This window comes from Pseudomonas sp. SAR267 (assembly GCF_052077595.1).
Taxonomy (GTDB): domain Bacteria; phylum Pseudomonadota; class Gammaproteobacteria; order Pseudomonadales; family Pseudomonadaceae; genus Aquipseudomonas; species Aquipseudomonas vlassakiae.
In genome coordinates, this window is record NZ_JBQIHU010000001.1 from 3782101 (window position 1) to 3796248 (window position 14148).

General features: G+C 62.8%; 10 protein-coding genes. 5 read left to right on the forward strand and 5 right to left on the reverse strand.

The features are described from left to right. Positions 1–16: 16 nt before the first annotated feature. Positions 17–1402: a GntP family permease gene (locus ACTORR_RS17765; protein ID WP_313364807.1), complete on the reverse strand. Its 1386-nt coding sequence runs from the start codon at positions 1400–1402 to the stop codon at positions 17–19. A 379-nt stretch (positions 1403–1781) separates the two neighbouring features. On the opposite strand from ACTORR_RS17765, the gene ACTORR_RS17770 reads away from it, so the two are divergent. The 3 genes from ACTORR_RS17770 (at position 1782) to ACTORR_RS17780 (ending at position 3829) form a co-directional block, all read left to right on the forward strand. Then, complete coding sequence (locus tag ACTORR_RS17770) at positions 1782–2711, forward strand: malate dehydrogenase (RefSeq protein ID WP_313364808.1); 930 nt, start codon at positions 1782–1784, stop codon at positions 2709–2711. A 222-nt stretch (positions 2712–2933) separates the two neighbouring features. Next, positions 2934–3416: an ImmA/IrrE family metallo-endopeptidase gene (locus ACTORR_RS17775; RefSeq protein ID WP_099815055.1), complete on the forward strand. Its 483-nt coding sequence runs from the start codon at positions 2934–2936 to the stop codon at positions 3414–3416. After that, positions 3413–3829 (forward strand): hypothetical protein, encoded by a 417-nt coding sequence (locus ACTORR_RS17780; RefSeq protein ID WP_054886138.1) that lies wholly within the window; start codon positions 3413–3415, stop codon positions 3827–3829. The genes ACTORR_RS17775 and ACTORR_RS17780 overlap by 4 nt, the downstream gene beginning before the upstream one ends. A gap of 74 nt (positions 3830–3903) precedes the next feature. On the opposite strand, the gene ACTORR_RS17785 is transcribed toward ACTORR_RS17780, so the two are convergent. The 4 genes from ACTORR_RS17785 to ACTORR_RS17800 all read right to left on the reverse strand — a co-directional run bounded on the left by ACTORR_RS17785 (position 3904) and on the right by ACTORR_RS17800 (position 11142). After that, positions 3904–4860, reverse strand: a complete 957-nt coding sequence (locus ACTORR_RS17785) for an arsenic resistance protein (protein WP_313364809.1) — start codon at positions 4858–4860, stop codon at positions 3904–3906. Between the two features lie 145 nt (positions 4861–5005). Beyond that, complete coding sequence (locus ACTORR_RS17790) at positions 5006–5599, reverse strand: hypothetical protein (protein WP_262110277.1); 594 nt, start codon at positions 5597–5599, stop codon at positions 5006–5008. A 145-nt stretch (positions 5600–5744) separates the two neighbouring features. Further along, positions 5745–6998: a serine hydroxymethyltransferase gene (gene glyA, locus ACTORR_RS17795; protein ID WP_054886141.1), complete on the reverse strand. Its 1254-nt coding sequence runs from the start codon at positions 6996–6998 to the stop codon at positions 5745–5747. Positions 6999–7311: 313 nt separating this feature from the next. Continuing rightward, positions 7312–11142 carry a sensor domain-containing protein gene (locus ACTORR_RS17800; RefSeq protein ID WP_313364811.1) on the reverse strand — a complete coding sequence of 1277 codons (3831 nt, stop codon included), beginning with the start codon at positions 11140–11142 and terminating at the stop codon, positions 7312–7314. A gap of 258 nt (positions 11143–11400) precedes the next feature. Between ACTORR_RS17800 and ACTORR_RS17805 the strand changes: the two genes are divergently transcribed. Together ACTORR_RS17805 and ettA are read left to right on the forward strand one after the other, a co-directional pair. After that, positions 11401–11811: a hypothetical protein gene (locus tag ACTORR_RS17805; RefSeq protein WP_313364812.1), complete on the forward strand. Its 411-nt coding sequence runs from the start codon at positions 11401–11403 to the stop codon at positions 11809–11811. 388 nt (positions 11812–12199) lie between these two features. Then, on the forward strand, positions 12200–13867 hold the full coding sequence (ettA, locus tag ACTORR_RS17810; RefSeq protein ID WP_054887205.1) for an energy-dependent translational throttle protein EttA: 1668 nt from the start codon (positions 12200–12202) through the stop codon (positions 13865–13867). Positions 13868–14148 lie beyond the last annotated feature (281 nt).

Below are 14148 nucleotides of genomic sequence, written 5' to 3' on the forward strand. Positions count from 1 at the left end.
GGCCGGTTTTCCCGGCTCAGTTCACCCTAATCGCCGCATTCAGCATCAACACCACGATCAAGCCGACCACCGCCACGATGGACTGCACCACCGAGATGGTCTTGGTGGCCTCACCCATGGTCATGCCAAACGACTCCTTCACCATCCAGAAGCCCGCATGGTTGGCGTAGTTGAAGAACAGCGAACCGCAGCCGATCGACAGGGCCAGCAACGGCAGGTTCAGGCTCGGATCAGCACCTGCCAGCGGCGCCAGCAAGCCGGCAGCGCCCACGATACCGACCGTGGCGGAGCCGGTAGACACCGACAACAGCATCGCGATCAGCCACCCCAGGATCAACGGCGGGAAGGCAGATTGCTGGGTCAGGTGCACGATGGCATCGCCGACCTTGGCGCTGGTCAGCATCTCCTGGAAGGCCCCGCCCCCGGCAATGATCATGATGATCGAGGCAATCGGCTTGAGGCTTTTGCCCAGCGCATCGCGCAGCTGTTCGGCATCGCCGCCACGCGCCAGCACCAGGCTCGCGCCGGCGAACAGCACGCCCAGCAGCATGGCGATCAGCGGGTTGCCCAGGAAGCTGGCCAGTTCCAGCAGCGCATTGCCTTTGGGCAGCAGCATTTCTGCCACGGCATGCACCAGCATCAGGATCGCCGGCAGCAACGCCGCCAGCATGCCGACCACAACGCCGGGGCGGGGTTGGCCGTCGGCTTTTTCAGCCAGTGTGAACTGGTCCAGCAATGCCTGATCGGGCCGGGTGCTCATGCGCGGCGCAATGAACAGGCCATACAGTGGGCCGCCCAGGATCATGGCCGGGATCGCGGCCAGGAAGCCATAGAGCATGGTCGGCCCGACCGAGGTCTTGAGTACGGCGATGGCAGTCAAGGGGCCTGGGTGCGGCGGCACCATGCCGTGCATGGCGGCCAGCGCGGCAATCACCGGCACACCGACATATACATACGCCGAACCTTTGAAGCGGGCCTGGCCCTCCAGCTTGCGCGCCACGCTGAAGATCAACGGGAGCATGATCACCAGACCCACTTCGAAGAACATCGGGATGCCGATGACAAAGGCTACCAGCATCATCGCCCAAGGAATCATCCGGTCCGAGGTGCGCTTGAGGATGACGTCGGCGACCTGCTCAGTGACGCCAGCGTCAGCCAGAATCTTGCCGAGCATCGCGCCCAGCGCGATCACCACCCCCACCGCACCCAGAGTCTTGCCAGCGCCAGTGAGCAGGTGGGAGACGATGCTGCCGGGCTCCATGCGGGTGGCAAAGCCGACGCCAATGGACACCACCAGCAAGGCCAGCAGCGGGTGCATCTTGAGGCGCGAGACGATAAGCGCAACCAGCACCAGGACACTGACCAACGCGGTCAGCAACAGCTGTATATCTAAGGGAGTCATTCAGGGAATCTCGGTTGGGCTGGCGCACTAGCGGCGCTCAGGCATTGCAGGCTTGCCAGCGGGTTCTGCGGGCGGTAGCGAGCCGTTATCGGTCGCGGGCAGATGGCCGACTGGATGCGCAGACTTCGAACTTCGGAGGAATGGGGTTGGCGCACGGCGGTGTGGCGCCGGGCAAACGCGTAGGGCTGGGCAGTGCGGTCATGGAGCGATTCACCTTGTTATTTGGTCATCTATATGAATCATTACAAAGTATTTCCGGGACCGTGGGAGGCTGTCAATAGCAGGCGGTCGCGTCCCATGGTCTTTTCGCCTTGGCAGGCAATACTTCTCTGTATACGCAGGCGCGCTCCGGGTGGTGCGCGCCGCTGGGAGGTGTCAGGTGAACAAGTTATCAATCGTGGGCGCGGGGATCGTGGGTGAGGCGGCGGCGCAGATCATCGCCCGGGAAGAGTATTGCCGTGAACTGATGTTGCTCGACGTGCAGGGTGAGCTGGCCCAGGGCAAGGCGCTGGACATCTGGCAGGCAGCCGTTGAGTCAGGTTCCGATACCAAGGTGCAGGGTGGCGCCACGGCCGAAATGCTGCAGGACTCGGAGCTGGTGGTGATTACCGCAGGCGTGCCGCGCAAGCCTGGCCAGTCGCGGCAGGACGTGCTGAGCATCAACCTGCCGATCCTCGACGGCATCATGCACGACATCAATCGCTATGCGCCGGCAGCGACGGTGCTGGTGGTGTCGAACCCGGTCGATGTGCTGACCTATCGCGCCTGGTCGCTCAGCAAGCTCGGGCGTGGCAGGGTGTTCGGCCAGGCGGGGGTGCTGGATACCGCGCGCATGAAGTGCTTCATTGCCGAGCAAACGGGGTTTTCCGCCCGGGACATCACGGCGCTGGTGCTGGGCGGGCATGGCGACAGCATGGTGCCGCTTATGCGCTACTGCCAGATCGGCTCGGTGCCGCTGTCGCACTTCCTGTCCGAGGAGCAGATCGAGCGGATCGTCGAACGCACACGCAAGGGTGGTGGCGAGATCCTGGGCCTGAAGAAGGTCGGCAGCGCCTGTGATGCGCCGGGTGTGGCCATTGCGCAGATGGTGGATGCGATCGCCAATGGGCGTAACCGCATTTTGCCGGCAGTTGCGATTCTTGAAGGGGAATACGGGCGCACCGACATCGCCATGGGCGTTCCTTGCGTGCTGGCTGGTAAGGGGATTGCCCGGGTGATCGAGCTGCCGCTGGATACGCAGGAGCAGGCGATGTTTGATCACTCGGCGGATCAGGTGGCGCGGGATATTGCGGAGATGAAGGCGATATAGGCAGCAGGGATACCAAGTGCCTGTGCATCACGTACTGTAGGGTCCTTTCACGCGGATGCGTAGGCACTTTCGCTCTCCGTATTTCCTTTTTTCTTACCTACAGCTTCAGCGGTAGAACGAATGCAATATCGCGTGTCAACCTAAATTTGACCGCTACCCTTGACTTGTGCAAAATCGCCCCTCACTTTTGACCAACAACCCCAACCTTTCTCAGGAGGCCGAATGGAGTACCGTACTGCAAACGACGTCCTGCAAGCGCATTGGGACGGGCGACTGCCGGTCAACCCTCAATCGATAGCTGAGGCGATGGGCATCGAGGTCAAGTCGTTGACCCCGTTCGATCAGGAGAACTGGCGCCCTAACGAGAGCGGCCATTATTCCTATCGTGACGGGAAGCCGCTGATCACTTACAACTCCACGGATGCGCCTGTTCGTCAGCGGTTCACGATCGCTCATGAAATAGGCCATCACGTGCACGGTGATCTGGACGCTCCACGTGATACCACGGAACAATTCAGTGCGAGAACGAGGGACCCTAAAGAGGTCGCGGCCAATCGGTTCGCTGCTGCGTTGCTGATGCCTGCAGCCTTGGTCAAACACCTGGTGCTTGAGCAGAGGATTACTGACCTTGCTCGCCTGGCCAGGGCTTTTGGTGTCTCGACCGCTGCGATGGAGTTCCGGCTTAAGGCAATCGGGTTCCTATGACAGGCACGAGTGATGACCTGTCTCAGGGAGAGGCGGATAACGTAGGTCTGGTCAGTGACTACCTTAAACGAGAGTCTTGGCGTTTTCGCTGGGAGAAGCGCCTGACCAATGTCACTGTGGCGCTGGTCATCACTTTCTACATTGCGCTGCTTGGCTTCGTGTTTCTTGGGAATATTCGGCTGACGGTAGGCACGTGGTATTTCTTCACCTCCGTGAAGCCTCACTCCACGGGTGATATCCCGATCATCGTGGCACTTTCCACCGTGCCGACCTTGTTGCTGATTGCCTTGCTGCGCTATTTCCATCATCGGCCAAAGCCTGAGCAAGATGATGCACAGGCGCCTCTACCGATTAGCGTTGAAGCGGCCAAAGAGATTATCAAGGCGACTACCGATGCTATGAAGGCACCGTAGCCGATCATTGAAACAGCGTTTGTCGAGGGCTGCTTTGCAGCCCTTCGCGAACAAGCTGGCTCCCACAAGACGTGTCAGCGCCGTACAAGCAGCGGAATCAGCCTGATGTAAACCAGCTCGCTCACCAATTCCAACAGCGTCTGGGTGATCACCGCCGCCGCCGCCAACCCGCGCAGGTCCTCTGGCAACGCCAGCGCCAATGGCAACACCACCAGCGAGTTCCGCGTCGAGGCGCTGAAGGTGACCGAGCGTGCCTCGGCCACCGGCAGGCGCAACAACCGCGCCGAAACGAGCCCGAGCAGCGGTGCCAGCAGCATGAAGCCGACGTACACCGGAATCACCGGCAGCAACCGATCGAAGTCCCGAAGCACCACGGTAATCTGCGACCCGATCACCGCCACCAATACCAACGCCATCGCTGGCACCGGCATCCACGCCCAGGCGTCGTTCCACGCCGATACAGCGCGGGAGCGGCGGGCGCCGGCGCTGGTGAACACGGCGAGGATCATCGGCAGCATGATCAACAGCACGAAGGCTTCCACGAACGGGGCAATGCTGATTGTTACCTCGCTGTTGTCGCCGAGGATCAGCGCCAGGTACACCGGCAGCAGCACCAATTGCACCAGCAGCAGCACGGGCGTGGCGGCGAGGGTCAGGCGCGAGTCGCCTTTGCCGATGTGGGTAAACACCACCACATAGTCGATGCAGGGTGTGAGCAGTACCAGTAGCGCGCCGATGAGGATCGCCGGATGATCGGCAACGCCGCGGGTGAGGGCCCACACCAGCAAAGGTACCAGGATGAAATTGGCGAGCAGCAGGGCGGCCATGAAGCGGCGGTTGCCCAGGCCTTGGCGCAGGTCGAGGAAAGGGATTTGCAGGAACATCGCGTACATCAGGATGGCGATGGCGGGCGTGACCAGGGCTTCAAGGTGCCGTGCGGTGTCGCTGGGCAGCAGGCCGAAGGCCAGGGCGGCGAGCACGGCGGCGAAGTAGATCGGGATCTGCTGGGTTTCGAGTTGCTCTCTGGTCAAAGCCGGGCCTGTGTCTGGTTGCGCTTGGGTGGCACAGGTTAATACGTGACGGCGGGGGCTGCATGAGCTGAATGAGCCTGAAGGGGCTCAGGTTCACTCGCCCCCACAGGGATTGTGCCAGTCCTGAAGACGTGAGCGGGGCAGATCAGGTCGGCTTGAGCCAGTCGACACCGCGCTCCTGAATGATCAGGCTCAAGGTCCCTTGCTGCGCCGCCGGGTAGCAGGCCAGAAACCCGCCTACCGGGTACAGACTGTGCAATTCCAGCGGGTGTCCTTGCGTGCTTGCCAGCTGGACTTCCCTGCGGCCCACTTCAAGCGGTGTCAGGTCGAACGCCGCACCCGTCTGTGCATCGGTCAGCGTCCACAGGCTTGGGTCTTTTGCCTTGATCGGCTGTACGTTGACCAGGCCATCGGCGGTGGTGAACACACCTTCGCCGGAGTGGGGGCCGTTGCGCAGATAGAGGCGATAACCCGCTTCGCTATGGCGGAAGTACAGCAGCAACGCAGCTGGCTGGGCGGCTGGTTCGAAGGTGATCAGCCCGGTCTCCCGGCCGTGATGCCAATCCGTGTCGGTGCCGTTCAACATGCCGAGGGCCGTGGCGCCTTCAACGACGTAACCCGGCGCCTGATGCGGGCTCACCAGCGTCACGGGCCCGGTGGTCATGTCGCCCAGTACATTGATGGGGGCTTCAGCGAACTGCAACGTTGCGGTGAAGGACAGTGCTGCGTGGTCTGCCATGGGTGGCCTCCCGTCAGTTTCAAAGGAGGCGGCAGGTTAGGCAGCCTGGTTCGTTCAACCTATCCGGAAGCTGTTCCCGGGCCGGATCGCATGCATGAAAAAGCCCGGCACCGGGCCGGGCTTCTTCACATCAGGCTTGCGCCAATCAGTTGCCGTAAACCGGCAGCTTCTTGCAGATGGCCTTGACCTTCTCGCGTACGGCGTCGATCACCGCTTCGTTGTTCAGGTCAGCGAGGATGTCGCAGATCCAGCCGGCCAGTTCGCGGCACTCGGTTTCCTTGAAACCACGGGTGGTGACGGCTGGGGTGCCGAAACGCAGGCCCGAGGTGACGAACGGGGAACGTGGGTCGTTCGGTACCGAGTTCTTGTTGACGGTGATGAAGGCTTTGCCCAGGGCAGCGTCTGCATCTTTACCGGAGATCTCCTGCTTGATCAGCGACAGCAGGAACAGGTGGTTCTGGGTGCCGCCGGAAACGACGTCGAAACCACGCTCGATGAACACTTCGGCCATGGCTTGGGCGTTCTTCACGACCTGCTGCTGGTAAGCCTTGAACTCAGGCTGCAGCGCTTCCTTGAAGCAGATGGCCTTGGCCGCGATCACGTGCTCCAGCGGGCCGCCCTGGGCACCTGGGAAGACGGCGGAGTTCAGCTTCTTCTCGATGTCGGCGTTGGCGCGGGCCAGGATCAGGCCGCCACGTGGACCGCGCAGGGTCTTGTGGGTGGTGGTGGTGACCACGTCGGCAAACGGCACAGGGTTCGGGTACACGCCAGCGGCAACCAGGCCGGCAACGTGGGCCATGTCGACGAACAGGTAGGCACCGACCTTGTCGGCAATGGCGCGGAAGCGGGCGAAGTCCAGGACCTGCGAGTACGCCGAGAAGCCGGCAACGATCATCTTCGGCTTGTGCTCGACAGCCAGGCGCTCGACTTCGTCGTAGTCGATCAGGCCGTTGCTGTCGATGCCGTATTGGATGGCGTTGTACAGCTTGCCCGACGAGCTTACCGAAGCACCGTGGGTCAGGTGGCCACCGTGGGCCAGGCTCATGCCCAGAATGGTGTCACCGGCCGACAGCAGGGCCAGGTAGACCGCCGCGTTGGCTTGCGAGCCAGCGTGCGGCTGGACGTTGGCGTAGTCGGCGCCGAACAGCTCCTTGGCACGGTCGATGGCCAGTTGCTCGACCACGTCGACGTACTCGCAGCCGCCGTAGTAGCGCTTGCCTGGGTAGCCTTCGGCGTACTTGTTGGTCAGGACCGAGCCCTGAGCTTCCATGACTGCCGGGCTGGTGTAGTTTTCCGAAGCGATCAGCTCGATATGCTCTTCCTGGCGCAGGGCTTCTTGCTGCATGGCTTCGAAGAGCTCGGCGTCGTACTTGGCAATGGTCAAATCACGGCTGAACATGGCGGTCCTCAAGGATCGGGGTAATTTGGGGGGGCATTCTAACCGATTGATCCGCGCCTGGCATATGAACCGGCATCAAGTCGCGGACCAATGGGCTTCATGTTGCATCCCGCGCCGTGTCTGGGCTGGAGTTGACTTTCAGGTCCGTTTTTCCGGCACGATTTTCAGCCGTGACGCACCCCCTGTGGGAGCGGGCTTGCCCGCGTACACCGGCGAAGCCGGTGCCATCCAGCGCGGTGCCTGCTTCGCGGCGGTGCGGCGGTCCGACAAGCCCGCTCCCACAGGTACCATGTCGCGTCCAAGGGGCGAAGGCTCACTGGAACATGAACAGGGCGGCGTTGGCGAACTGCGCTTCGAACTGGTTGGCCGGCATCGGCCGCCCGAACAGGTAGCCCTGCACCTCGTCGCAGCCATGCTCGCGCAGGAATTCCAGCTGCTCATGGGTCTCCACGCCCTCGGCGATCACCGCCAGGTTGAGGCTGTGGGCCATGGCGATGATCGCCCGGGCGATCTGCGCGTCCTGCTCGCCCTCGGGCAGGCCGTCGACGAAGGTGCGGTCGATTTTCAGCACGTCGATGGGGAACTGCTTGAGGTAGTTCAGCGACGAGTAACCGGTGCCGAAGTCGTCGACCGCGATGCTCAGGCCGAGGTTTTTCAGGCTGGCGAGAATCTGCAGCGCCTCATTGACCTCGCGCATCAGGATGCTCTCGGTCAGCTCCAGCTCCAGGCACGCCGGCGGCAGGCCGGTTTCTTCGAGGATGGTGGCGATCCGCGTGCCTAGCTGGCCGTCAGAGAACTGCCGCGCCGAGATGTTCACCGATACCTTCGGCACGCGCACCTTGTTCTTGTGCCAGGCCTTGAGCTGGCGGCTGGCCTCGCGTAGCACCCAGTCGCCGACATCCACTACCAGGCCCAGTTCTTCGATCACCGGGATGAAGTCGCCCGGCGGCACCAGCCCGCGGGTCGGGTGGCGCCAGCGCAGCAGGGCTTCGGCACCTGTCAGACGCTTGCCGTCGCCGCTGAACTGCGGCTGGTAGTAGAGGATGAATTCGTTCTGCTCCAGCGCGTGGCGCAGGTCGCTTTCCAGTTCCAGGCGCTCAAGGGCGCTGGCGTTCATCTCGGTCTGGTAGAACTGGAAGTTGTTCTTGCCGCGCTCCTTGGCGTGGTACATGGCGGTGTCGGCGTTCTTCATCAACTGGCTCAGCTCGTTACCGTCCTGCGGGCTGAGGGCGATGCCGATACTGGCGGTGACGAAGAACTCGCGACCCTCCAGCACGAATGGCCGCACCAGGCTGCCAAGAATATTCTCGGCCACGTGGATGGCGCGGTTCAGGGCCATCTCGCGGGTGGCCCGCGGCTGCAGCAGCAACGTGAATTCGTCGCCACCCATGCGCGCCACGGTATCGTCATCGTCGACGCAGGCCAGCAGGCGCAGGGCCATGTCCTTGAGCATACGATCGCCTGCAGCGTGGCCGAGGGAGTCGTTGATCGGCTTGAAGCGGTCCAGGTCGAGGAACATCAGCACCACCCATGACTTCTGCCGCTCGGCCTGCTGCAGCGCGGTGTGCAGGCGGTCCTGGAACAGCGTGCGGTTGGGCAGGTGGGTGAGGGCGTCGTAGTAGGCCAGGCGGTGGATGCGCTGTTCGCTGGCCTTGCGCTCGCTGATGTCGGTGAAGAAGCACACATAGCGGGCCAGGTCGCCTTCGTCGTCGAGCACGGCGGTGATGCCGACCCAGGCCGGGTAATGGTCGCCGTCGCGGCGCTTGAGCCACACTTCGCCTTCCCAGCTGCCGCGCTGGTGCAGTTGCTTGAGCACGTAGCGCAGGTGGCTTTCCTGTTGATCCTCGACGACCAGCATGCTCGGCAGCTGGTCGAGCACGTCGCCGACCGCGTAGCCGCTGACCCGGCTGAAGGCTTCGTTGGCCTGAACGATATAGCCGGCCGGGTCGGTGATGAGGATGGCCGAGGTGGAATGCTCGAATACCGTCGCCGCCATGCGCAGGTCTTTTTCCGCACGGCGCTGCTGGCTGATGTCGCGGCCTACGCCGAGCACGCCTTCGAAGCGCTGCTGGTCGTCCCACACCAGCACCAGGCGCAGTTCGATGGGGATCTTGCGGCCATCGGCGCGCAGGCAGTCGAACAGGAACAGTTGCGTCGGCAGCTGGCTGCGCAGTTGGGCCAGTTGCTCGCTGTCGCCCATGGCCTTGCTGACGCGCTCCATCAGGCTGTAGATGCCGGTGAGCTGGGACGGGTTGGCGATGATCGACTGCCAGCCGTTGTCGAAGATCCACTCGGCCTGGTATCCCAGCACGGCCTGCACCGAGGGGCTGACGTAGTTGAGCTGCAGGCGGCTGTCGGTGGAGAAGATCACGTCGCTGATGCTTTCGGCGAGCATGCGGTAGCGCTGCTCGCTGTCACGCAGCGACTGGCTGGCCTCGATCTGTACGGTGACATCCTTGCCCACGCCGATGATGCGTGTGACCAGGCCATCGTCGTCGCGGGTCAGTACCTGTTCGCGGATTTCATAGCAGCGCCAGCCGCCATCGCGGTGGCGGAAGCGCAACTGAGTGTGCAGTGACTGGCTATGGGCACTGTCGCGCTGTTGCTGGCGCAAAGCCTGGTAGTGCGCGGCATCTTCGTGGTGCAGCAACAGTTCCCAGAAGCGGTCGCCCATCTGCGCCAGCTCGGTGCGGTCGTAGCCGAGGGTCTGGCCGAGGTGGCGGTTGCTGAAGATCATTCGCTGGCTGAGCACGTCCTGCACGTACAGCTGGTCGGGCACGGTACGCACGACGTCGGACCAGAAGCTTTCACGTTCCAGCAGCGACAGCTCCACCTGCTTGCGGCTGGTAATGTCGCTGATGCTGAGGATCACCGCCTGGTAATCGCGACGCTGCTGCGGCAGGCGCGCCATCAGCCACAGGTGCAATTCGCCACCCAGCGGTGCGGGCAGGCGCACTTCCAGCTCCAGCGTCGGGCGCTGTTCGATCAGCGCGTCGATCAGCTGCATGCCGACGCTGTCGCGGCCGTCGCCGCTACCATCGATCAGTCGTTGCCAGGCGCCTTGGTGGCACTCGACATTGAGGAGCTGGCGCGCCACCTGGTTGATCTCGGTGATCTTCAGCTCCAGCAGCAGCGAGCGGCGCAGGTTCGAGTCCAGCGCCAGGCTCTGCTTGAGCCCGGCCAGGTTGCGCAGGTGATAGCGGTCGAGCTGGCCGGGCAGGCTCGACAGGTCGAGCACGCACAAGGCCACGCCGGTGCCTTCGAAGATTTCCTGGTAGCGCCGGCGGTCTTCCTGCAGGGCGCGCTGGCGTCGGCGCATGTTGAACAGCGCCAGTACCGGCAGCAGGGCGCAGAACAGCGCCAGCAGGCATTTGCCGATCAGCGCCGGCAGCAGCTTCTGCTGGGCCAGGCCAGCGTCGAACAGGCCACGCAATTGCCAGGTGCTGTTGTCGATGAAGGCGAGCATCACGCTTTGCAGCGGCTCACCGCTGGTCTGCGCCGGAGCGTGGCGTTCCAGCACCTCGCCACTGCGGCTGTTTTCCAGCAGCCAGAGCGGGTGGCCCGGGCCGTCGAGGTGTTCGGTGAGTGTCTGGTAATAGTCCGGTGACAGGCGCAATAGCCAGTAGCCGCGGTCCTGCTCCGCCGACTGGCGCAACAGCAGGTAGAGGGTGCGGTTGTCTGCCGAGTTGGTAAAAAAGTAGTTGCGCCCCTGGTTCAGCCCGACCAGCTCGTCAATCGACTGACGGTCAGGGCTGTCGACCAGGCTGTCACCGTGCAGTTCCCCGGCCTGGTCCAGCCAGGCCAGGTCACGCAGGGCGGGCAGGCGTTCACGCAAGGTCTCCAGCAGGCTCGGCAGGGCGGCCGGCGCCGGTGCCTTGACGTAGGGCTGGACCACGTTGATGGCCTGCTGGGCCTTGAGGGCCATGTTCAGGCTCAGGTGGTCGGCGAGTTCGGCGCTCGCGTTGAGGTTCAGCTGGCGCTGGTCGGCCTGGGTGTGGCGAAACTGGGAGACCAGTTGCCATAGCAGCAAGCCCAGCAGAATCAGGGCCAGCAGCGCCAACGCACCCTTGACCGAACCCCGTAGCGAAGCGACTGGGGCCGGCGAAGTGGGGCGCAGCAGAGTCGGATGATTGAGATTGGTCAAGCGTTGGTCCTGCGATTGGGCTGGCGATGGCAGGGATGGACATGCACGGTGTATGCCGGTACTGCACAGGCCTGGACCGCGGCCGCGCACTATAAAGCCGGACATGCGAACGGGCTAGCATGCCTGTGATTATGGCAATGTGCCAGCCCGATTGTCCGAAGCCAATGGTGGTGGTGATGCTGACCCGTTCGGCAAGACCCTGCATCCTGTGCGAGAATGCCGCCCGCTTCAATGACAACGCATCGGAGATGTTCGGTTTTGGTTACTCACTTTTCCACCAATGGCCTCGATTCCGCCTGTGGGCGCAGCAGTCAGACCCTTGTCAGCACTGCCGTGACCGCGGACGTATCCTGCAAATCGTGCCAGCGTTCGCTGGTCAAACCAGATGCGGCTGCGGCCACGAAAAACAAGACGCCATCGCTGGCTGAGCTGCGCAAGACCGCCAAGGCGGCCGCAGCACCCGCTGAAAAGGCACCGGTGGCTGGCGTAGCCAAGCCGGCTGGCAAGGTCGTCAGCACGCCTGTTGCAGCCCAGCCGGCCAAGGTTGTCGAACAGCCAGCCCGCAGCGGTGGCTTCAGCGTCAAAGCCGCTTATGCTGCGCGCCTGGCCGAGCAGAGCGACCGTTGCCGCCTGCCACGGGGCAAGGCTGGCAAGCAGCGTCACGTCTGACCCATTTCGGGCTGCTGTGCCGGCCTCTTCGCGGCTAAAGCCGCTCCCACAGGTACTGCACAAGGCTTGAATCCTGTGCAGTACCTGTAGGAGCCACAGGATTGCTCAAGGCTTGAATCTCATGCAGTAGCTGTGTGAGCCAAGGATTGCTCAAGGCTTGAATTTCATGCAGTACCTGTGGGAGCGGCTTTAGCCGCGAAAGGGCCGGCACAGACAAAGAATGCCCGGCAGGATCACAACGATCCCACCCCACCATCCGACCACCCTGTGCAACGCCGCGCGTTGGCGTAGAATGGTCGACTTTGTTCAATGAAACCCGTAAACACATCCCCCTGGCCGCAGTGCCGGGGCGATCGTCGATGTCTTTACCTATTTAGAGGGCTTGGTTTTGGCTCAATACGTCTACACCATGCATCGGCTGAGCAAGGTCGTGCCGCCGAAGCGGGAAATTCTCAAGAATATTTCCCTGTCGTTCTTCCCAGGCGCCAAGATCGGCGTGCTCGGCCTGAACGGCGCCGGTAAGTCGACCCTGTTGCGGATCATGGCGGGCGTCGACAAGGAATTCGACGGCGAAGCCCGTCCGATGCCCGACATCAACGTGGGTTACCTGCCGCAGGAGCCGCAACTGGACCCGAACAAGTCCGTGCGCGAAGTGGTCGAGGAAGCGGTCAGTGTGATCAAGGACGCCCAGGCTCGCCTGGACGAGGTCTACGCGGCCTACGCCGAACCTGATGCCGACTTCGACAAGCTGGCTGCCGAACAGGCCAAGCTCGAAGCCATCCTGCAGGCTGCCGACGGCCACAACCTCGAGCGCCAGCTGGACGTCGCCGCCGACGCCCTGCGCCTGCCGGCCTGGGATGCTCGCATCGAGCACCTGTCCGGTGGCGAGAAGCGCCGCGTGGCCCTGTGCCGCCTGCTGCTGTCGGCCCCCGACATGCTGCTGCTCGACGAACCGACCAACCACCTGGATGCCGATTCGGTAGCCTGGCTGGAGCGCTTCCTGCACGACTTCCCGGGCACCGTGGTAGCGATTACCCACGACCGTTACTTCCTCGACAACGTCGCCGGCTGGATCCTCGAACTGGACCGCGGCGCCGGTATCCCGTACGAAGGCAACTACTCGGGCTGGCTGGAAGCCAAGTCGGAGCGTCTGGCGCAGGAATCCAAGCAGCAGAGCGCCCACGAGAAGGCCATGAAAGAGGAACTGGAGTGGGTGCGCAAAGGCGCCAAGGCCCGCCAGTCGAAATCCAAGGCCCGTCTGCAGCGCTTCGAAGAGATGCAGTCGCAGGAATTCCAGAAGCGCAGTGAAACCAACGAGATCTACATCCCGGCCGGTCCGCGCCTGGGCGACAAGGTCATCGAGTTCAAGAACGTCACCAAAGGCTACGGCGACCGGGTGCTGATCGACAACCTGTCGTTCTCGATGCCCAAAGGCGCCATCGTCGGCGTGATCGGCGGTAACGGTGCCGGTAAGTCGACCCTGTTCCGCATGCTGATGGGCAAGGAGCAACCGGACTCGGGCAGCATCGAGATCGGCGAAACCGTGCAGCTGGCCTGCGTGGACCAGAGCCGTGAAGACCTCGACGGTTCCAAGACCGTGTTCCAGCAGATCTCCGACGGTTCCGACCAGATCCGCATCGGCAACTACGAGATCCCGTCGCGTACCTACGTTGGCCGCTTCAACTTCAAGGGTGGTGACCAGCAGAAGTTCGTCAAGGACCTGTCCGGTGGTGAGCGTGGCCGTCTGCACCTGGCGCTGACCCTGAAGGAGGGCGGCAACGTCCTGCTGCTCGACGAACCGTCCAACGACCTCGACGTCGAAACCCTGCGTTCCCTGGAAGAAGCCCTGCTGGACTTCCCGGGCGCCGCCATCGTGATTTCCCACGACCGCTGGTTCCTGGACCGTGTTGCCACTCACATCCTGGCGTACGAAGACGACTCGAACGTGGTGTTCTTCGAGGGTAACTACACCGAGTACGAAGCCGACCGCAAGAAGCGCCTGGGCGATGCTGCTGCCCAGCCGCACCGTGTACGGCACAAGAAGCTGGCCCAGTAAGCCGGTTTCTTGATGCACAGAAATGGGGCCCATCGTGGCCCCATTTTTGTGCCTGTCTGGAAAGTGGTGTTGGCTTCATTCGCGGGCATGCCCGCTCCCACAGGTACAGCGCCGGTCTTGAGGTTTGCGAGGTTCCTGTGGGAGCGGGCGCGCCCGCGAAGTAGGCGGCGCGGAAGGCGATTTTGTATACACTTATATAAAACGCACCAAATAATTTCAGAAACACGACATTTCGCCCTATTCCAGTGCGATTGCTTCTTGGTACATTCCAGAAAAAACCA